We start from the raw sequence: 18,833 nt of genomic DNA on the forward strand, positions 1-18,833 counted from the left end.
CCTGCAACGGCGGCGTAACGGCGGTAGAATGCTCGCCCCGACTTATCCACAGATGGCCGCCCTTTGCTTACCGAGTCCCGCCGCCGCGCCTACCTGAACGCCATGCAAGTGGTGCACTGGCTGCCGCGCGCCGAACTGCCGTTCGCCGCGCCATCGCGCCCCGAGCTGCTGCGGGTACCCGAACCGCTGGTCGAGGCGCCGGTGGTGCTGCCGGCAGTGGTGGCCAAGGCGTCTGCACCGGCTGCCAAGCCGGCCGAGCGGCCAAAAATCGAGATTCCGCGACCGACGGTCAGCGCCAAGCCGGCCAGCAAGCCGGTGCTCGATGCCGAAGAAACCGCCGCCGTGGTCAAGCCAGCGCTGGTACCGCCGCCCCGCTTTGCCTTGCAGCTGCTGCGTGCCGGCGATTGCCTGGTGCTGGTGGAGCTGGTTACCGGCCAGCCGTTCCAGAGCCGCGACCCGTCCTACCTGCTGCTCAAGGACATGCTGCGCGCCGCCGGCCTGCCCGACAGCCCGCAGATCATCGGCGAGCCGGTACGCTGGCCGTTGCTAGTGCGCGGCACTCTCGACCAGGGCCCGCTGGCGGCGCGTGATTTTGTCCAGGGTTTCATCCAGGCCCGCCTTGAAGAGGCGCCCTGCAGCTGCCTGTGGCTGGTCGGCCTGCCGGCGGTGCGCTTTGCCGGTGAAGCCGACGAGCAGGCGTACTACCGCGAATTGCCGGTGGAGGGCCTGGGCAACTGCTGGGCCTTGCCTGGCCTTGAACTGTTGATGGACGAGCCCGCCCGCAAGGCGCACGTCTGGCAAGCCATGCGCCGGCTGATGGCGCGCTGGAAACCACGCAATGAGTGACAACATCAGTTTTCGCCGCATGACCGAGGCGGATCTGGATGCCGTGCTGAAGATCGAATACGCCGCCTTCAGCCACCCGTGGACCCGGGGGATCTTTCTCGACGGGCTGAAGAACTACGAAATCTGGCTGATGTTCGAAGGCCAGCAGCAGGTGGGCCACGGCGTGATCAACGTGATCATCGACGAGGCGCACCTGCTCAACATCACCGTCAAGCCCGAAAGCCAGGGCCGTGGCCTGGGCCTGCGCCTGCTCGAAGAGCTGATGAAGCGCGCCTACGCCAGCAACGGCCGCGAGTGCTTCCTCGAAGTGCGCGCCAGCAACCAGTCGGCGTATCGCCTGTACGAGCGCTTCGGCTTCAACGAGATCGGCCGACGACGCGACTACTACCCGGTGGCGGGTGGCCGCGAAGATGCGCTGGTGATGGCCTGCACGCTGTTCGAAGAATAACCCTTCAGCGCTCGCGCTTGCCGTCCAGCGGGTCGCGGCGCGCCAGTTCGGCCTCGTCCAGGCCGTTGCCGCCGCCAATGTCATCTTCGTCGACTACGCTCAGGTCCCAGTCGGCCGGGTGGTCGCCGCCGACTTCATCGGCTGAGCGGGCGCCGTCTTCGGGGATCAGGGTTTCGGGCGTCAGGTCATCGTCGCTGGGGTCGTAGTGCGTGTCGGTCACCGGTGGGTCTTGATCGAAGTCCAGCGGCTGCACCGAGCCCATCTGGTCCTCGATGGTATCGATCGGTGCGGGTTCCGGGGCATGCGGCGGGCGATGTGATTCGGTCATGTCTATTCTCCTGCGGGTGGCCTGTAAGGGGTGGACCGGCCACTGGCGGGAAGATTCAAAGGCGTGACCCGAACGGGGTGGCGCCAGTCACACATGCGCATTCCCATGAGGCTTGACCATGCACGATCTACAAGAACTGATTGATAACAACGCGCGCTGGGCCGATGCGATCAAGCAGGAAGATCCGGACTTCTTCGCCAAGCTGGCGCGTCAGCAGACTCCGGAATTCCTCTGGATCGGCTGTTCGGATGCGCGGGTGCCGGCCAACGAGATCGTCGGCATGCTGCCGGGCGACCTGTTTGTGCACCGCAACGTGGCGAACGTGGTGCTGCACACCGACCTCAACTGCCTGTCGGTGATCCAGTACGCGGTGGACGTACTCAAGGTCAAGCACATCCTGGTGACCGGGCACTACGGTTGCGGCGGCGTGCGGGCCTCGATGCAGGACCGTCAGCTGGGCCTGATCGACGGCTGGCTTCGTGCGATTCGCGACGTGTACTACGAGCATCGTGTGGAATTGTCCAAGCTGGCGACCGAGGAAGAGCAGGTCGACCGCCTGTGCGAGCTGAACGTGATCCAGCAGGTGGCGAACGTGGGGCACACCAGCATCGTGCAGAACGCCTGGCATCGCGGGCAGAGCCTGTCGATCCATGGGTGCATCTACGGGATCAAGGACGGCCTGTGGAAAAGCCTGAACACCACCATCAGCGGGTTCGAGCAGCTGCCGCCGCAGTACCGGTTGCGTCCGCAGGACTGACCGCCCATTGGCTGTTGCAGGAGCCAGCCTGGCTGGCGAAGGCCGCGCTACCTGTCCGTGGTGCGGCCTTCGCCGGCAAAGCCGGCTCCTACAGGTTGCGTAACGCCCGCGTCATTACCCCCGTATTGCACTTGGCATGGGCCTGCTCCGGCGTCATCTGGCGTACCGTGCGGAAAAACAGCCCGCAGGTCTGCTTCTTCTCCTTCACTTGCCATTTTTGCGTGCATGCCCCTAGCGTGGCACTTGCATCAGCCTTCGGGTTGCGCCCCATTCCCGCCTGCCAGCACGCCGCGCTCAAGTCCTGCCCCATCATCCGCAAACCCGCCGCATCGGCCTTGTCCGGGTCGTTGTCGTTGTTCTTCGGGTCGGCGGCGTACCAGATCGCGCTCGGGTGATTTGCGCCCAGCACCGGCACGTTGCGCCCAGGCACCGGGCTGATGCTCACCAGCCCCAGTACCTTCACCTCTGGCCCGTACTGCTGCTGCACCCAACTGCGCACCGGCGCACCGAACGCCACCATCGGCAGGCTGGCGCCGTCAGCGGCCGCGGTCATGTCCCTGACCATGCGCACCTGGTAGTCGGTGAAATACCCGTACACCCCTTCAAGGTCCTTGCCGGCACTGGCTGGCGCGGCAATCGGCGCGATGTCCACGATGGTCTGGTAGGCCGGGGTGTGTTGCGCCGGCACGCCGTTGAAGGTCAGCAGCTGGGCCCAGCGGTCGGTGGTGTTGGAGCGCAGGTAGTCCTGGGCCTGGGTCAGCGAGTAGTCCGGCGGAAAGTGCAGCAGCTCGATGCTGCGCCGGTTCTCCAGGGCCATGCCCAACGGCAGGAACAACGCCCAGTTGTACGCCCACTTGCCCTCGCGATTGAGCCGGTCGGCACCTGCATAGGCCAGTTCGCCGCTGTCGAGCAGGGCCTTGAGCGGGGCCGCGTAGGTGGTCGGTACGCCGCTGATGTCGGCATGCAGCTGGTCGTGCTCGCGACGCACCGTCACCGTGGCGGTCGGGTAGCCATCGCGCTGCACGCTCTGGGTCAGGTAGTGCTCCACGGTGCGCTCCAGCGACCAGTCGCGAAAGCAGATCACCCCGCAGTTGTTGGGGTAGGCGAATAGGCGGGTCACGCGCTGCGCATCGCCCAGCGGTACGCGGGCGTCGGCCAGCACGGCGCTGCTGGCGGCAAGGGCGATCAGGCCCAGGGCAAAAGGTGTACGCATGTTCAACTCCTTGTCGATGAACTCCCGATGTGCGGAAGGCTTGCCATACTGGGGTAGTTCTCAGGACGAGGGGAAGGGGGCAGGACCATGAAGGGGTATCCGGGCATTGCACTGTTCGCCGGGCTGTTGAGCGTGTTGCCGGCCCACGCCGACGAGCGCGACCTGTGGTCGTTCGCGCAGTGGACGGGCAGCCACGATACGCGCGCGTTTCGCGAAATGCTGGTGCAGGCGCGGCTGTATGGGGTAGTGCCGTTGTACCAGCTGCTGCGCTCGGCCAGCGACTGGCGCCTGTGCAACGCCGAGCCGTTCGCCGTGGCGCCGCCCGACCAGTGGCCGGCGGTACGCTCGACCCTGCACTTGCTCAAGACCCTGGGCGAGCAGCAGCGCCTGAAAACCTACGAAGTGGTCTCGGCCTATCGCAACCCCACCCTCAACCGCTGCGCCGGTGGTGCCCGCGACAGTGCGTATACCCGCGCCTTCGCGGTCGACCTGCTGTTGCCGGCGTGGGCCGATCCGCGACCATTGTGCGAGTTCTGGCAGACCCAGGGCCAGGCCTGGAACATGGGGCTTGGGCGCTACCCGTCGGGGCGCATCCATATCGACACCGCCGGCTACCGCACCTGGGGCGGCGACCTGAGTGCCGACTCGTCGTTTTGCCCGCGCCTGGCGCCCAGCTCCTGAACAGCTCGGCGATGGCGGGGCGAGGAACTCCTGGGCCCCGCAAGGTACGGAAGTAGTTCACTCCCTGCACATCAACCCGCCCCGAGGAATCGCCCCATGCTCGAATCGACCTGGACTGCGCTCAAGCATCATCAGCGTGTGCGCGAGATTGTCGTGGTGCTGGCCAACTTCGGCGCCCAGGACGTGCTGTTCCGCCTGGGGCTGGGCAGGCTGCTGGGGGAGGCCGAAACGGTGGCCGGCCTGCCCGCCGACGAAGGCACCCCGCAACGCGTGCGGCGGGCGCTGGAGGCGCTGGGCCCGACCTTCGTCAAGCTCGGGCAGATCCTCTCCAGCCGCAGCGACATTTTGCCTGCGGCATGGATCGACGAGTTGCAGGCCCTGCACAGCAGCGCCGCTACCTTGCCCTGGGCGCAGCTGCAGGCCCAGGTGCTCGAAGACCTGGGCGCCGAACTGGACCAGGTATTCGCCGAGTTCGACACCACCCCGCTGGCGGCGGCGTCCATGGCCCAGGTGTATCGGGCACGCCTGCTCGGGGGCGAGGAGGTGGTGGTCAAGGTTCAGCGTCCGGGGCTGCGGCGCAAGATGACCGCCGACCTGCAGCTGCTCGAAAGCGTTGCGCAACTGGTCGAGCAAAACACCGCCCTGGCCGACTACCAGCCGCGCAAGATGGTGCGGCAACTGGCCCGGGCCATGCTCGAAGAGCTGGACTTCACCCAGGAAGGCAGCCACTGCGACGCGGTGGCGGCCAATTTCGCCAGCCAGCCGCACATCGTCATTCCGCGCATCTACTGGGCCCACAGCAGCGAGCGGCTGCTGGTGCAGCAGTACCTGCCCAGCCATACCCCGCTGGAGCGCGAGGCGCTGATCGAGCAGGGCCTGGACCCGAGCCTGCTGGCCAGCCGCGGCGCCGCCGCGTTCATCAAGATGCTGCTGGAGGACGGGCTGTTCCATGGCGACCCGCACCCGGGCAACCTCAAGGCCATGGACGACAACCGCGTGGGCTTCATCGACTTCGGCATGGTCGGGCGCCTTGGCGAGCGCCGTCGGCTGGAGGTGATGACGTTCATGCGCGCCCTGACCGAGGGCAACAGCGATGCACTGGTGACGGTACTGGTGGACTGGAACGACGACGGCGTGCGCAACATGCCCGCCATCGAGCAGGCTGCCGGCGAGTACATGGCGCGTCACGGCGGCAAGGCGCTGAAGATGGGCGCGCTGATCGAGGATTTTCTGGGGCTGATGCGCGAATACCGCCTGCTGCTGCCCCCGGACCTGCTGGTGCTGTTCAAGGCCCTGGTGACCGCCGACGGCGTACTGACCCGGCTGGACCCGCAACTGGACCTGGTGGCCACCGCCAGACCGGCGATCAGGGCTCAGCTCAAGGCGCAGCTGAGCTGGAAGATTGCCAGGCGCCTGGGGCTCGATGGCCTGGAACTGGGACGCGGCCTGCTCGGTGAATTGCCGCAGCTGACGCGGCTGCTGGTGAACCGCTTCAAGCATGGTGTGCTGGAGATGCGCGTCGATGTGCCGGGGCTGGAGCGCCTGGAGCGTTCGTTGCGCCTGGCCTCGACGCGGCTGTCGCTGGCGTTGCTGATCAGTGCGCTGGTGATTGCCTTCGGCCCGCAGATCGCCGCTGCCGGGCCGGTGTGGCTGGGCTTGCCCGCCGTCAGCTGGCTGGCGGCGATCGCCACCCTGGGCGGCTTGCTGGCGTTTTTGCGCAGCCTGTTCAAGAGCCCGTGAGCCAGTCGGCAAAGCGCCGCTGCGCCGTGCCGGCAGCGAAGGGCTCGGGGCTCAGCAGGTAGTAGGCCGAACCGTCCTCGGTGAACCCGTAGGGTGCCACCAACTGCCCGCTGTCGAGCTCGTCCTGCACCATCATGCGCGAGGCCAGCGCCACGCCCAGCCCGGCCAGGGCGGCCTGGATGCACAGGTAGAAGTGTTCGTAGCCGGCGCGGCTGCTGCCCCTGGCCGACTGGCCGCTCAGGCGCAGCCAGTGCTTCCAGGCGTCGGGACGGGTGGCGCTGTGCAGCAGGCGGGTACCGGCAAAGCCCTTGTCGGGCAGTGCCAGGTCGGCGCGACACACCGGCCCTACTGCCTCGTTGCAGAGCTTGAGGCTGTGCAGGCTGGCATCCCAGTGGAAGTCGTCGCGGCGCAGCGCCAGGTCGATGCCGCTGCGGGCAAAGTCCACCGGCCCGCCGGCGGCCACCAGGTGCAGCTGGATGTCCGGGTGCGCGGCATGGAACGCCGGCAGCCGCGGGATCAGCCACTTCATCGCGATGGTCGGCTCGCATGACAGCACCAGCACGTTGTCGCGGGCCTGCTGCAGGCGTTGCACGCTGGCGTGCAGCTGCTCGAACACCGACAGGGTGGTGTCGTGCAGGGCGCGCCCGGCCGGCGTGAGGAAAATGGCGCGGTTGCGCCGCTCGAACAACTGCACCCCCAGGGATTCTTCCAGCAGACGCACCTGACGGCTCACCGCACCGTGGGTGACGTTGAGCTGTTGGGCGGCGCGCACGAAGCTTTCGGTCTGGGCGGCGACGTCGAAATAGCGAAAGGCGGCGAGGGCGGGCAGTTTCATATGTGTGAGGAAAACTAGCGGATTTGCGCCACTATAAATCGCTTTTTTGCCGTGCTGAAGCTTTCGATAATGGCGCTGCGCAGAATCATCTGCGTCATTTCATGGAGTATCGACGGTGGGTGAATTGCTGGCGGTGGCCTTGATTACCGTGTTGGCGGTGATCAGCCCGGGGGCGGACTTTGCCATGGTGACACGCAGCAGCTATGCGTTTGGCAGGCGCAGCGGATTGCTCGCCGCCCTGGGGATTGCCTGCGGCGTGCAGGTGCATGTGGTGTACACGGTGCTGGGGGTGGCAGTGCTGATCAGCCAGTCGCCGGGGCTGTTCATGGCCATGAAGGTGGTGGGGGCAGGGTACCTGATCTACCTGGGGTATCGGTCGCTGCGCACTCGTGCGCCGGTGGCCCTGGAGGGCGCGGCGGGGGGGACGGGGCGCGGTGCATGGGGGGCGTTCGCATCGGGCTTTCTGACCAATGCGCTGAACCCCAAGACCATGCTGTTCGTGGTCAGCGCCTACAGCCAGGTGGTGCAGCCGGGGGCCTCGCTGGGGCTCAACTTTGCCTATGGGGCGTTCATGTCGCTGGCGCATTGGGTGTGGTTCAGCCTGGTGGCGCTGTTCTTTTCGCGGGAGGCGTTGCGCCAGGCGATGCTGCGCCGCCAGCGCATGGTGGACCGGGTGATCGGGGTGGCGTTGATCGGCCTGGGGGTGGCGGTGGTGTTCGTGAATGTGCGCTGAGCGCCTGGCCGCTGCGCTGGCTAGCCAGCGAAAGGCGCACCACCGATCCCGCCATTGCATCTCCCACCAGCGGCGCCATAAGATATAACCATTCTCATTTAATGCCGCCGACATGAAAGCCACCCCACCCGCCGACAGTCTCGCTTCGTTGTACAAGGGCTACCACGGCTGGCTGCTGGTGTGGCTGCGCCAACGCCTGGACTGCCCGCACAACGCTGCCGACACGGCCCAGGACACTTTCATGCGCCTGCTCAGCGCCGGCAGCTATGTGGCCCCGCGCGAGCCGCGGGCGTTCCTGGCTACCGTGGCGCGGCGTCTGCTGATCGACCGCGGGCGCCGGCAGAAGCTCGAACAGGCCTACCGCGAAGCGCTCGCCCGGCACGTCGAGTACCTCGACCAGGCACCTTCTCCCGAGCAGATGCTGGCCGCCCTCCAGGCCCTGGAGCACATCGCCCGCGCCCTCGACCTGATGAGCGTGCGTGCCCGCGAAGTGTTCATCCTGCGTCACCTCGAAGGGCTCAGCCATGCCGAGATCGCCGCACGCCTGAACGTCTCGACCAAGACGGTGCAGAACCACCTGGTGCAGGCCCTGCTGCACTGCCACGCTGCCACGGATCCTGCCCTGTGAACCTGCCTGCGGCCACCCTGCGCAAGGCTGCCGAATGGCTGGTGCGCCTGGACGACAGCGCCAGTGCCGGCGACCAGCAGGCCTTCGAGGCATGGCTGGCCAGCGACCCGCAGCACCTGGAGGCCGTGCGCCAGTTGCAGGGCAGCCTCGCGCCACTGCGTGAACTGCCCCGTGCGCCGGCCCGCGCGGCGCTCAAGCGCATTGCGCCGCAACCCCGTGGCAAGCGCGCGCTCAAGGCGCTGGCAATCAGCCTGGGCCTGCTGCTGCCGGCCGGCCTGGTGCTGCAGCACTATCCACCGGCTTATCTGATGGCCGATATCCGTACCGGCAGCGGCCAGTGGACTACACAGCAATTGCCGGACGGCAGCCGCATCAGCCTGGATGGCCGGTCGGCGGTCGACCTGCAGTTCGACGCCCAATCGCGCACCCTGCGCCTGCTCAGCGGCGAGATCCTGCTGGATGTGGCCAAGGACGCCAGTCGCCCGTTCCGCGTGGTTACCGAACACGGCAGCATCCGTGCCCTGGGCACCCGCTTCATGGTCGAGCGCAGCGAGCACAGCACACGCCTGGCCATGCTCGAGTCGAGCACCGAGGTCAAGAGCGCCGGCAGCAGCCGCACGGTCAGCGCCGGCCAGCAGGTGCGCTTCGACGCCACTGGCATCCAGCCACTCCAGGCGGTCGACGCCGCCGGGCTGGAGCAGGCCTGGGCCAGCCACCAGATGATGGTCAAGGAGCAGCCGCTGGGCGAGGTGCTGGAACGCCTGGCACGCAATCACGGCGGCTACCTGCTGTTCGATACCAAGGCGCTGGCGCACCTGAACGTGACCGCCGTGTTGCCCGCCGACGACAGCGAGCGGGCGTTGCGCCTGCTGGCGCGCAGCTTCCCGATCCGGGTGCAGCACTACACCCCGTGGGTCACGCGAGTCACTCTTGAATAGAAATCCTTATCAAACGCTTCCAGTTCCCGTTACCTGTGCGTCCTTGTATTAGCCAATACATCGGAGAGTCGGGAACATGCCTTCACACAAGCCCCTCAAGCCCAGCCGCGCCCTGGCGCTGGCGGTTCATCTAGCCCTCGGCACGCTGCCGCTGCTGGCCCTGCAGCCGGCGCATGCGCAGCAGCAGGTGCAGCGCTATGCCATCCCGGCCGGGGCGCTGGGCGACGTGCTGAGCCGTTATGCCCGCGAGTCGGGGGTGGCCATTTCATTCAATGCCGGCCAGGTCGCCAACCTGTCCAGCGCCGGGCTGCAGGGCAACTATGCCCTGCAGGACGGCTTCGCCGCGCTGCTGTACGGCCACGGCCTGCAGGCCCAGGCCAGCAGCGACGGCTACGTGCTGGTTGCGCTGCCGGCGGCCAACGGCGCGGTGGAGCTGGGCGCCACCAGTATCAACGGGCAGGTGCTGGGGAGCACCACCGAGGGTACCGGCTCCTACACCACCGGGCCGATGCAGACGGCCACCAAGCTGCCCCTGAGCATCCGTGAAACCCCGCAGTCGGTGAGTGTGATCACCCGCCAGCGCATGGACGACCAGGACATGCAGAGCCTGGAAGATGTGCTCAAGAACACCCCCGGCATGTCCATGACCAAGGATGGCCCGCAGCGCCCGACCTTCTACGCCCGCGGCTTCACCGTCGAGAACCTGATGAACGACGGGCTCTCCAACGACCTGTCGCATTACCTCTCGCGGGACATGAACTCCACGCCCGACATGGCGATCTACGACCACGTCGAGGTGGTGCGCGGCGCCACCGGCCTGATGCAGGGCTCGGGCACGCCGTCGGCGGCGATCAACATGGTGCGCAAGCGCCCCACGGCCGACCCGCGCCTGAGCATCACCGGCAGTGCCGGCAGCTGGGACAACTACCGCACCGAGGTCGACGGCTCCGGCGCGCTCAACGACAGCGGCACCCTGCGCGGCCGGATGGTCACCGCCTACCAGACCCGCAACAGCTTCCAGGACGTGGCCGATATCGAGCGCTCGGTGTTCTATGCCATCGGCGAGGCCGACCTGAGCGACAACAGCACCTTCACCCTGGGGCTGTCGAACCAGAGCGTCAACAACACCTCCACCTGGGGCGGCCTGCCCACTGGCATCGACGGCAGCGACCTGCACCTTTCGCGCTCCACCTACCTGGGCAACGACTGGGAATACTGGGACCAGGACAACACCACCCTGTTCAGCCGCCTGGACTATCGCCTGGACAACGACTGGAAGCTGCTGCTGGCGGCCAGCCGCACCTGGTCGAAGCTCAAGATGCTCGGCAGCATGACCGAGCGCATGGGCGATGAGGGCGAGGTGTTCGGCCAGTACCTGGGGCAGTACCACTACGACGACGAGCAGAGCAGCTATGACGCCTATGCCACCGGGCCGTACCAGTTGCTGGGGCGTACACACGAACTGGTAGTCGGGGCCAGCCGCCGCGAGCTGACCTTCGAGGGCAAGGGCAACTACAGCGACGACCTGATCGGCATGAACATCCATGCCTGGGACCCCGGCAGCCTGCCCAAGCGTCGCCTGGACCTGAACTACTGGCACCAGGACCGCGAAACCTCGCAGACCGGCACCTACGTCACGTCGCGCTTCAACCTGGCCGACGACCTGAAGCTGATCGTGGGCGGGCGCCTGGACTGGTACGACAGCGAATCCCAGACCCGCAACGGCACGCGCCTGGGCAAGCCTGTCAACGTGAGCGTCACGCGCAACCTGACCCGCTACGCCGGGGTGATCTACGACCTGGATGCGCAGCATTCGGTGTACGTGAGCTACACCGACATCTTCAAGCCGCAGTCCGAGCAGGACGCCAGCGGCAGCGAACTCAAGCCGATCGAGGGCAAGAACTACGAGGTGGGGATCAAGGGCGAGTACTTCGACGGCGCATTGAATGCCAGTGCCGCGGTGTTTCGCATCGACCAGGAGAATCGCGCCAAGACCCTGGAGCGCTACCAGTGCTCCGACCTGGTGCCCAGCTGCTCCGAGGCGGCGGGCAAGTTGCGCAGCGAGGGTATCGAGCTGGAAGTGAACGGCACCGTGCTGCCGGGCTGGGAACTGGGCGCGGGCTACACCTTCGCCCAGGTCAAGTACGTGAAGGACGGCGACCCGGCCAACGAGGGGCGGCTGTTCGACACCGACATCCCGCGGCACGTGTTCAAGGCGTTCACCACCTACCAGCTGCCGGGCGAGTTCGAGCGCTGGAAGGTCGGCGGCGGGGTGTACCGGCAGAATGCGATCTACAACAAGGGTGACAACTGGTACGCCACCGACAGCACCTACCGCATCGAGCAGGATGCCTACACCTTGGTCGACCTGATGCTCAGCTACAAGGCCTCCGAGCACCTGGACGTGCGCCTGAACGTGAACAACGTGTTCGACACCAGGTACTACCAGAGCATTGCCACCAACACGGTGTATGGCGGCAACTTCTACGGTGACCCCCGCAATGCGATGCTGACGTTGCGCTGGTCGCTCTGAAAGGATCAGGCCGGCTCCTGCGGGCGTGCAGGGGCCGGCCTTGCCGGCGAAGCGGCCGGCACTTTTCTTCAGGCATGAAAAAAGGGCCTACCTTTCGGTAAGCCCTTTTTAGTACTTGGTGGCTACACAGGGACTTGAACCCCGGACCCCAGCATTATGAATGCTATGCTCTAACCAACTGAGCTATGTAGCCAAGTGGCGCGCATTATTCGCTCGAAACGATGTTGTGTCAACACCCAATTTCAAAAAATTTAACGCCCGATCAACCGCTTAGCCAAAAACCCCTCAGAACCTGTAGGTGAAGTTGGTCATCACGTTGCGTGGTGCGCCGTAGGTGCCGTACAGGCCGGCCATGCTGTAGTACTCGCGGTCGAACAGGTTGTTCAGGTTCACCGAGGCTTCCAGGTGCTCGTTGATGTCGTAGCGCGCCATCAGGTTGGCGATGGCATAGCTGCCCTGGGTGAAGGTGTGCAGGTCGTTGCCCACCTTGCTCTGCCAGTTCACGCCACCGCCCACGGTCACCTTGTCCAGCACCCCGGGCAGGCGATAGCTGGTGAAGGTCTTGAGGCTGTGACGCGGCAGCACGGTGTTGATGCGCTCGTCCTGGTTGTCGGTGGTCAGGGTATAGGCATACCCCGCCGACGCCTGCCAACCCTCGGCCAGCTCGCCGTTGATCTCCATCTCTATGCCTTTGGAAGTGGTGTCCTGCTTGGCCTCGTACACGTTGTCGTGCTGCCAGATCGCCAGGTTGTCCTGTTCGAGCTTGAACACCGCCACGCTGGAGTTCAGCTTGCCGTCGAAGTGGCTGCCCTTGATGCCCATCTCGTAGCCGATGCCCTGCATCGGGTCGATGGGCTTGAATTGCGCGTCCTGCACCCACGACCCCTGCGGGTTGAAGATCTTGGTGTAGCTGGCATACAGCGACCAGGTGTCGTTCAGGTCGTACACCACCCCGGCATAGGGGATGAACACGCCGGTTTCCTTGCGGTCGGTGTTGCTGCTGGCCGCGCCATAGGGGCGGTCCTCGGTCTTGCGCTCCCAGTCGATCAGGCGGCTGCCCAGGATCAGGTTCAGGTCGTCGCTCAGGTGCAGGCGGGTGGTGAGGTAGGCGGCGTACTGGTTTTCTTCCTGTGACGACTTGCCGCTTTCGGTAAACGCCGGCTTGGGCTGCTTGCCGTCCCAGTCGAAGATGTTGTCGATCGACGCACCCGGGGTGGCGTTGTAGTCGTAGCGCCAGCCGCCCCACTCGGGCACGCTCTGGCTGAACTGCGACAGGGTCACGCCGCCGATCAGTTCGTGCTCGCGCTCGAACAGGCTGAACGGGCCGGTCACGTACAGGTCCAGGTTGTCCTGGCGCGGGGTGCCCGAGAAGCGCACCGGCAGCTGGCTCATGCCGCTGCCGTCCGGGTTCAGATCGCCCATGACGAAGCCGAACAGCTCATCGAACTTGTTTTCCGAGTGGCTGTACTCGAGCTTGCCGCTCCAGCCGTTGCCCAGTTGCTGCTCCACCGAGGCGAAGTAGCTGGTCTGTTCGTGGTCGTTGTACGACCAGGTGGGTGCGCTGTTGATCGAGCGGCTGAGGTTGCTGCGCTCACCGTTGCTGAACCGGGTGGGCAGGCCGCTGCGCAGCGGCGAGTCGACGTCGGTGCGCAGGTAGCTCAAGCCCAGGGTCAGCAGGGTGTCTTCGCTCAGGTCGAATTCGGTGATGCCGTACAGCAGCTGGGTGTCCTGCTTGTAGCGGTCGACCCAGGCCTTTTCGGTCTTGTAGTCGGCCACCAGGCGGCCGCGCACGTTGCCGCTTTCGGTCAGCGGGCCGGACACGTCGAAGCCGCTGCCGTAGCGGTCCCAGGTGCCGGCCGAGCCGGTGATGCTGGCCTGGCCCTCGTAGGTGGGGCGCTTGCGGATCAGGTTGATGGTCGCCGACGGGCTGCCCATGCCGCTGATCAGGCCGCTGGCGCCGCGCACGATCTCCACCCGGTCGTACATCGCCATGCTCTGGGTGTAGTTGTCCATGCGCGTGGTGGTAGGCACGCCGTCCACTTCGTAGTTCTGGATCACGAAGCCGCGCGAATAGTAGCTGTCGCTCTCGGCGCCCAGGCCGTCACGGGTGACGATGATGCCCGGGGTGGCTTCCAGGGTATCGGTCAGGGTGCTCAGGCGCTGGTCGTCCAGGCGCTGGCGGGTCATCACGGTCAGCGCCTGCGGGGTTTCCCTGGGCGTGAGGTTCAGGCGCGTCGAACTGCTGGAGGAGTAGGTGGTGTACAGCCCGGTGCCTTCGGTGGTCGAGCCTGGCGCCTTGCCCGAAATGCTCACGGCATCCAGTTGCAGGCCGCTGCCCAGATCCACCGGCAGCTCGATCAGGAAGCTGTTGGGGTTGGGCTGGCTCAGCCGTGCGCTGCTGCCGGTGAGGGTGCGCAGCGCCTGTTCGGCGGTGTACTGGCCCTGCACCTCGGGGGACACGATGCCCGCTACCTGGTTGGCGTCATAGATCACCTGGTAGCCGCTTTGCGCGCTGAACAGCTCGATGGCATCGACCAGCGACTGCGTCGAGATATGGAAATCGATGCGTTGCGTTTGGGCCTGAGTGGCCTCGGCGGCCTGCACGGCGGCGCCTGGCAGCAACGCCAGCAGGCTGGCGGCCAGAATCGCGCTGGCCAAGGGTCGACGGGTGAATGCGACGTCACGTGGGTACTGCATGGTTCCTCCCCCAAGAAGGTGCAAATGGTAATGCTTCTTATGTTGGGGGTGTGACGCAGCAGAAACGGGAATTACCGCGCCGCCGGCAAAATATTTTCAGCGCACGATCAGCCAGTGCCCCAACACGGCATCGGCACGCAGTTTCTGGCTGCTGAGCAGGGCATCGAGGGCGCTGTCGGCCTGGTCCAGGTTGAAGCTGCCGCTGACCCGTCGCTGGCCGGCGGCCTCGTTGAGCAGCACCAGGCGGGTGCCCTTGTAGGTGGCCAGCTGTTCGAGCACCTGCTGCAACGGCACATCGCGCACCCGCAGCTGACCGTCGCGCCAGGCCAGCAGGCGTTCGGCATCCACCGTCTGCGGCGCATCGAGCCGTTCGCCGTGCAGGGTCAGGCGCTGGCCGGGGCTCAGGCGCTGGCGCTGGCTGGCGGTGCTGACCTCGACGCTGCCGCTGAGCAGCACCACGTCATCGTGCTCGCCACGGCTGACCGAAAAGCGCGTGCCCAGCACCTGCACCCGGGCCTGGTCGACCTCCACCACGAAGGGCCTGCCGTCGTGCACCACGTCGGCGAACACCCGGCCCTGGCGCAGGCGCACGGTGCGGGTGTCGCCGTCGAGGTCGATGTCCACCGCGCTGGCGCTGTCCAGGCGCAGGCGCGAACCGTCGGCCAGTTGCACCTCGCGGCGCTCGCCGGCGGCGGTGGCGTAGTCGCTGCCCAGGGTGTGCAGCGAGGGCACCAGCAACCCGCTCAGGCCGGCGCCCAGCAGCAGGCTGGCGGCGGCCGCATACAGCGGCCAACGGCTTTTCTTGGCGCGGTGCCGGTCGGCCTTGCGCACCCGGTGGGCGGGCAGCTCCAGGGTCTGCCAGAGCTGTTCGACGGCGGCCAGCGCGGCGGCGTTCTGTGCGTCGTGCACCCAGGCGTCGAAGGCGTCGCGTTCAGTGGGCGTGAGGTCATCGGCACGGCGCCGGGTAAACCAGTGCAAGGCCTGCAGTTCGCGTTCAGCGCTGGGGGAGTGATCGGGCGTCATTCGGCTTCGTTCGGCTGGCGCGCGTGCAGGGCGGCGGCCGCGCAGTGGCTCAGGGCTTTGTTCAGGTGGCGCTCCACGGCGCGGGGCTCCAGGCCCAGGCGTGCGGCGATGTCCTTGTAGCTCATTTGCTCGACCCGGGCCAGCAGAAACACCTCGCGGGTGGGCGAGGGCAGGCCGTCGATCAGGCGCTCCAGATGGTCGAGGGTATTGCCGGCCACGGCGCTGCGCTCGGGGCTGGTGTCGGTGAGCAACTGGTCGAGGGCCTGCTCGTCGCTGACCCCGCGCACCTGGTTGCGGCGCGCGTGGTCGATGCTCAGGTTGCTGGCGATGCGGTAGAGGAAGGCGCGCAGGTTGCCGACCTCGCTGCGCTCGCTGTGCATCAGGCGCACGAAGGCGTCCTGCAAGAGGTCGCGCGCGGTCTCCCGGCAGCGCACCCGACGGGTGAGAAAGGCCAGCAGCTCGTTGCGGTGACGCTGGTAGAGCAGCGTCAGGCTTCGGTCTTCCTGATTGTCGGGCATGGAGTGGTCTGGGGCTCGCTATAGGTGTGGGAGCGGGCTTGACCCGCGATGCAGTCACCGCGCATGTGCCTGGCTCCGCAGCGATGCAATCGCGGGTCAAGCCCGCTCCCACAAGTGCTCGCGATGCTAGCGTTACTGAGAATTATTAACAAGTAGCCCACTCACTGAAAAGAATAGTGCGCTTGCTAACGAATTCTGGATAATTGGATCCCGACCACCCGATGGACGTTTTCCCATGGCCTTGAGCACCGCCCCGTCAAGTACGCACGCCAGCACCGGCGCGCCCAGCCAGAGCAGCCCGCTGGTGATGCGCATCATCGCTGCCTGTGCGCTGGCGCACCTGATCAACGACCTCATCCAGGCGGTGCTGCCGTCGATCTACCCACTGCTCAAGGCCAACTACGGGCTGAGCTTCACCCAGGTGGGGCTGATTACCCTGACCTTCCAGATCACCGCATCGCTGCTGCAACCGGCCGTCGGGTTCTATACCGACCGCAAGCCGATGCCCAACCTGCTGCCCCTGGGCACCCTGTGCACCCTGGTGGGCATCGTGATGCTGGCGTATGTCGGCAGCTTCCCGATGATTCTGCTGGCTGCGGCACTGGTGGGCATCGGCTCCTCGACCTTCCACCCGGAAACCTCGCGCATCGCGCGCCTGGCCTCGGGCGGGCGCTTCGGCCTGGCGCAGTCGACCTTCCAGGTCGGCGGCAATGCCGGCTCGGCGTTCGGGCCGCTGCTGGCTGCCGCCATCATCATCCCGTTCGGCCAGGGCAACGTGGTGTGGTTCGGCCTGTTCGCGCTGTTTGCAGTGATCGTCACCTACGGCCTGAGCCGCTGGTACCGCGGCCACCTGGCGCTGTTCAAGGCCAAGGCCGGCCAGGCCGCCACCCACGGCCTGAGCCGCAACCGGGTGATCGGCGCGCTGGTGGTGCTGGGCCTGCTGGTGTTCTCCAAGTACTTCTACATGGCCAGCCTGACCAGCTACTTCACCTTCTACCTGATCGAGAAGTTCGACCTGTCGGTGGCCAGTTCGCAGCTGTACCTGTTCCTGTTCCTGGGGGCGGTGGCTGCCGGGACCTTCTTCGGCGGGCCGATCGGCGATCGCATCGGGCGCAAGGCGGTGATCTGGTTCTCGATTCTGGGCGTGGCGCCGTTCACCCTGGCGCTGCCGTATGCCGACCTGTTCTGGACCAGCGTGCTCAGCGTGATCATCGGCTTCATCCTGGCTTCGGCGTTCTCGGCCATCGTGGTGTACGCGCAGGAGCTGGTGCCGGGCAACGTGGGCATGATCGCGGGGATCTTCTTCGGCCTGATGTTCGGCTTTGGCGGTATCGGCGCGGCGCTGCTGGGCTACCTGGCAGACATTCACGGCATCGAGTACGTGTACACGTTGTGTTCGTACCTGCCGCTGTTCGGGCTGCTGGCGATTCTGCTGCCGTCCACGCGCAAGCGCTGACAGCGCGCCGGCCAGGCGTCGATGCGATTGACGCCTGGCCGGGGTTTCACCTAGAGTGCCGGCCTTCCTTTTCCTGTAGTCGACCCATGAAACGTTTCTCCCGTCCTTGCGCAGCAAAGCCGCCGGTAGTCCAGGCCCTGCTGTGCGACTGGCCGTGCGATACGGTGCTCAAGCGTCGGCGCAGCGTCCTGTTCGCCTTCACCTTTTCTCCTCCGCGCGCCTGAACTGACCGTCGCTTTCAGAACACAGTCATGTTGATGCCTGCGCGCATGTGCGCGTCGGCGGGTTTCGGAGTTGTAGATGAACACGCGTTTGCTGGCGGGCCTTCTGTCCGCCGTTTCGATCGTAGGGTTGAGCCTGGGCGCCACCCTGCCACTGGTTTCCCTGCGCCTGCTCGATGCCGGGGCCAGCACCCTGCACATCGGCATCCTGTCGGCCGCGCCCGCTGCCGGCATGATGCTCTCGGCGTTCCTGGTGGACGCCTGCTGCCGCCACCTCACCCGGCGCACCATCTACCTGCTCAGCTTCGGCCTGTGCGCCCTGAGCGTGGGGCTGATCGAGTGGGCGTTCGACTCCACCTGGCTGCTCGGCCTGCTGCGCCTGGGCATGGGCGTGGGCATGGGGATCGCGATCATCCTGGGCGAATCCTGGGTCAACGAACTGAGCGAAGAGCACAACCGCGGCAAGGTCATGGCGCTGTACGCCACCGCCTTCACCGGTTGCCAGATGCTCGGCCCGACCATGCTTGCGCTGTTCGGCACCCATAGCCCCTGGGTGATCATCGTGGTCAGCGGCTGCTATGCCCTGGCCCTGGCGAGCATCGTGTGGACAGTGCCCAACGACTATGTGGAGCACGGTGACGACGGCGAGAAGAGCTTTACGCTGGGCGGCTTCTTTCGTGTGGCGCCGGCCCTGTGCATGGGCGTGCTGTTCTTCTCGTTCTTCGATGCGGTGATTCTCTCGCTGCTGCCGGTGTACGCCACCAACCACGCCTATGCGGTGGGCGTGGCAGCGCTGATGGTCACGGTGATCCTGACCGGCGACATGCTGTTCCAGTTGCCGCTGGGCTGGCTGGCCGACCGCTGCGAGCGCACCACGGTACACCTGGTGTGCGGCGTGGTGGCGATGCTGATCGGCCTGGCGCTGCCGTGGCTGATCCAGGTGCAGTGGCTGCTGTGGCCGGCGCTGGTGCTGCTGGGGGCGGTGGCGGGCGGGGTGTATACCCTGGCGCTGGTGCTGATCGGCCAGCAGTTCAAGGGCCAGGACCTGGTCACGGCCAATGCCAGCGTCGGCCTGTTGTGGGGTGTGGGCAGCCTGGTGGGGCCGCTGGTCAGTGGCGCGGCCATGGACGTCGCCCCCCATGGCCTGCCGATGGCACTGGCGGCGATGGCCGCGCTGTTCGTGTGCTTTGCCCGCAGCTCGCGGCGCAAGGCCTATGCGGCCCGCACCGCGCAGTAGC

Annotated in this window: 17 protein-coding genes and 1 tRNA gene; 11 read left to right on the forward strand and 7 right to left on the reverse strand. The window is 66.3% G+C overall.

All coding sequences use genetic code 11. The features are described from left to right. The first annotated feature begins 63 nt into the window (after nucleotides 1-63). Nucleotides 64-846: a hypothetical protein gene (locus LOY33_RS03635; protein ID WP_043859815.1), complete on the forward strand. Its 783-nt coding sequence runs from the start codon at nucleotides 64-66 to the stop codon at nucleotides 844-846. Next, on the forward strand, nucleotides 839-1,294 hold the full coding sequence (gene rimI / locus LOY33_RS03640) for a ribosomal protein S18-alanine N-acetyltransferase (protein ID WP_043859816.1): 456 nt from the start codon (nucleotides 839-841) through the stop codon (nucleotides 1,292-1,294). Before LOY33_RS03635 ends, rimI begins: the two co-directional genes overlap by 8 nt. A gap of 4 nt (nucleotides 1,295-1,298) precedes the next feature. Here rimI and LOY33_RS03645 read toward each other — a convergent pair whose 3' ends face one another. Continuing rightward, entirely contained in the window at nucleotides 1,299-1,622 is a 324-nt protein-coding gene (locus LOY33_RS03645) for a hypothetical protein (RefSeq protein ID WP_054916260.1), read from the reverse strand. Between the two features lie 118 nt (nucleotides 1,623-1,740). On the opposite strand from LOY33_RS03645, the gene can reads away from it, so the two are divergent. After that, nucleotides 1,741-2,379, forward strand: coding sequence for a carbonate dehydratase (can, locus tag LOY33_RS03650; protein ID WP_043859818.1), 639 nt, complete (start codon nucleotides 1,741-1,743; stop codon nucleotides 2,377-2,379). 88 nt (nucleotides 2,380-2,467) lie between these two features. Here the strand turns inward: can and LOY33_RS03655 are convergent, their stop codons facing one another. Then, nucleotides 2,468-3,592 carry a hypothetical protein gene (locus LOY33_RS03655; RefSeq protein ID WP_043859819.1) on the reverse strand — a complete coding sequence of 375 codons (1,125 nt, stop codon included), beginning with the start codon at nucleotides 3,590-3,592 and terminating at the stop codon, nucleotides 2,468-2,470. An 87-nt stretch (nucleotides 3,593-3,679) separates the two neighbouring features. On the opposite strand from LOY33_RS03655, the gene LOY33_RS03660 reads away from it, so the two are divergent. Further along, entirely contained in the window at nucleotides 3,680-4,273 is a 594-nt protein-coding gene (locus tag LOY33_RS03660) for a D-Ala-D-Ala carboxypeptidase family metallohydrolase (protein WP_258661579.1), read from the forward strand. A 96-nt stretch (nucleotides 4,274-4,369) separates the two neighbouring features. After that, a complete protein-coding gene (locus tag LOY33_RS03665; protein ID WP_078481778.1) occupies nucleotides 4,370-6,013 on the forward strand; it encodes an AarF/ABC1/UbiB kinase family protein in 1,644 nt (547 codons plus the stop codon). On the opposite strand, the gene LOY33_RS03670 is transcribed toward LOY33_RS03665, so the two are convergent. After that, complete coding sequence (locus tag LOY33_RS03670; RefSeq protein WP_043859822.1) at nucleotides 6,000-6,848, reverse strand: LysR substrate-binding domain-containing protein; 849 nt, start codon at nucleotides 6,846-6,848, stop codon at nucleotides 6,000-6,002. The genes LOY33_RS03665 and LOY33_RS03670 overlap by 14 nt on opposite strands. A gap of 115 nt (nucleotides 6,849-6,963) precedes the next feature. Between LOY33_RS03670 and LOY33_RS03675 the strand changes: the two genes are divergently transcribed. The 4 genes from LOY33_RS03675 to LOY33_RS03690 all read left to right on the forward strand — a co-directional run bounded on the left by LOY33_RS03675 (nucleotide 6,964) and on the right by LOY33_RS03690 (nucleotide 11,680). Beyond that, entirely contained in the window at nucleotides 6,964-7,581 is a 618-nt protein-coding gene (locus LOY33_RS03675) for a LysE family translocator (RefSeq protein WP_054916257.1), read from the forward strand. A gap of 112 nt (nucleotides 7,582-7,693) precedes the next feature. After that, nucleotides 7,694-8,209: a sigma-70 family RNA polymerase sigma factor gene (locus LOY33_RS03680; protein ID WP_043864306.1), complete on the forward strand. Its 516-nt coding sequence runs from the start codon at nucleotides 7,694-7,696 to the stop codon at nucleotides 8,207-8,209. Beyond that, nucleotides 8,206-9,147 (forward strand): FecR family protein, encoded by a 942-nt coding sequence (locus tag LOY33_RS03685; RefSeq protein WP_256582860.1) that lies wholly within the window; start codon nucleotides 8,206-8,208, stop codon nucleotides 9,145-9,147. Before LOY33_RS03680 ends, LOY33_RS03685 begins: the two co-directional genes overlap by 4 nt. A gap of 76 nt (nucleotides 9,148-9,223) precedes the next feature. Next, on the forward strand, nucleotides 9,224-11,680 hold the full coding sequence (locus LOY33_RS03690) for a TonB-dependent receptor (RefSeq protein WP_258661593.1): 2,457 nt from the start codon (nucleotides 9,224-9,226) through the stop codon (nucleotides 11,678-11,680). Between the two features lie 116 nt (nucleotides 11,681-11,796). Here LOY33_RS03690 and LOY33_RS03695 read toward each other — a convergent pair. The 4 genes from LOY33_RS03695 to LOY33_RS03710 form a co-directional block, all read right to left on the reverse strand. Beyond that, nucleotides 11,797-11,873 (reverse strand) — tRNA-Met (locus tag LOY33_RS03695). 92 nt (nucleotides 11,874-11,965) lie between these two features. Continuing rightward, entirely contained in the window at nucleotides 11,966-14,377 is a 2,412-nt protein-coding gene (locus LOY33_RS03700) for a TonB-dependent receptor (RefSeq protein ID WP_229589128.1), read from the reverse strand. Nucleotides 14,378-14,473: 96 nt separating this feature from the next. Continuing rightward, on the reverse strand, nucleotides 14,474-15,400 hold the full coding sequence (locus LOY33_RS03705; RefSeq protein ID WP_258661596.1) for a FecR domain-containing protein: 927 nt from the start codon (nucleotides 15,398-15,400) through the stop codon (nucleotides 14,474-14,476). Next, nucleotides 15,397-15,918 (reverse strand): RNA polymerase sigma factor, encoded by a 522-nt coding sequence (locus tag LOY33_RS03710; protein WP_054916253.1) that lies wholly within the window; start codon nucleotides 15,916-15,918, stop codon nucleotides 15,397-15,399. Before LOY33_RS03710 ends, LOY33_RS03705 begins: the two co-directional genes overlap by 4 nt. Nucleotides 15,919-16,153: 235 nt before the next feature. Between LOY33_RS03710 and LOY33_RS03715 the strand changes: the two genes are divergently transcribed. After that, the gene (locus LOY33_RS03715; protein WP_043864311.1) at nucleotides 16,154-17,374 is read left to right on the forward strand and encodes an MFS transporter; all 1,221 of its coding nucleotides are present in this window, start codon (nucleotides 16,154-16,156) and stop codon (nucleotides 17,372-17,374) included. Nucleotides 17,375-17,674: 300 nt separating this feature from the next. Then, the gene (locus tag LOY33_RS03720; protein WP_258661608.1) at nucleotides 17,675-18,832 is read left to right on the forward strand and encodes an MFS transporter; all 1,158 of its coding nucleotides are present in this window, start codon (nucleotides 17,675-17,677) and stop codon (nucleotides 18,830-18,832) included. Nucleotide 18,833 lies beyond the last annotated feature (1 nt).

This window comes from Pseudomonas sp. B21-036 (assembly GCF_024748925.1).
Classification (GTDB): domain Bacteria; phylum Pseudomonadota; class Gammaproteobacteria; order Pseudomonadales; family Pseudomonadaceae; genus Aquipseudomonas; species Aquipseudomonas palmensis.

Coding starts and splice junctions, on each gene's coding strand:
- LOY33_RS03715 (WP_043864311.1), top strand. CDS start 16,154: ATGGCCTTGAGCACCGCCCCGTCAAGTACGCACGCCAGCACCGGCGCG.
- LOY33_RS03670 (WP_043859822.1), bottom strand. CDS start 6,848: ATGAAACTGCCCGCCCTCGCCGCCTTTCGCTATTTCGACGTCGCCGCC.
- LOY33_RS03705 (WP_258661596.1), bottom strand. CDS start 15,400: ATGACGCCCGATCACTCCCCCAGCGCTGAACGCGAACTGCAGGCCTTG.
- LOY33_RS03645 (WP_054916260.1), bottom strand. CDS start 1,622: ATGACCGAATCACATCGCCCGCCGCATGCCCCGGAACCCGCACCGATC.
- can (WP_043859818.1), top strand. CDS start 1,741: ATGCACGATCTACAAGAACTGATTGATAACAACGCGCGCTGGGCCGAT.
- rimI (WP_043859816.1), top strand. CDS start 839: ATGAGTGACAACATCAGTTTTCGCCGCATGACCGAGGCGGATCTGGAT.
- LOY33_RS03665 (WP_078481778.1), top strand. CDS start 4,370: ATGCTCGAATCGACCTGGACTGCGCTCAAGCATCATCAGCGTGTGCGC.
- LOY33_RS03660 (WP_258661579.1), top strand. CDS start 3,680: ATGAAGGGGTATCCGGGCATTGCACTGTTCGCCGGGCTGTTGAGCGTG.
- LOY33_RS03720 (WP_258661608.1), top strand. CDS start 17,675: ATGAACACGCGTTTGCTGGCGGGCCTTCTGTCCGCCGTTTCGATCGTA.
- LOY33_RS03655 (WP_043859819.1), bottom strand. CDS start 3,592: ATGCGTACACCTTTTGCCCTGGGCCTGATCGCCCTTGCCGCCAGCAGC.
- LOY33_RS03680 (WP_043864306.1), top strand. CDS start 7,694: ATGAAAGCCACCCCACCCGCCGACAGTCTCGCTTCGTTGTACAAGGGC.
- LOY33_RS03700 (WP_229589128.1), bottom strand. CDS start 14,377: ATGCAGTACCCACGTGACGTCGCATTCACCCGTCGACCCTTGGCCAGC.
- LOY33_RS03690 (WP_258661593.1), top strand. CDS start 9,224: ATGCCTTCACACAAGCCCCTCAAGCCCAGCCGCGCCCTGGCGCTGGCG.
- LOY33_RS03710 (WP_054916253.1), bottom strand. CDS start 15,918: ATGCCCGACAATCAGGAAGACCGAAGCCTGACGCTGCTCTACCAGCGT.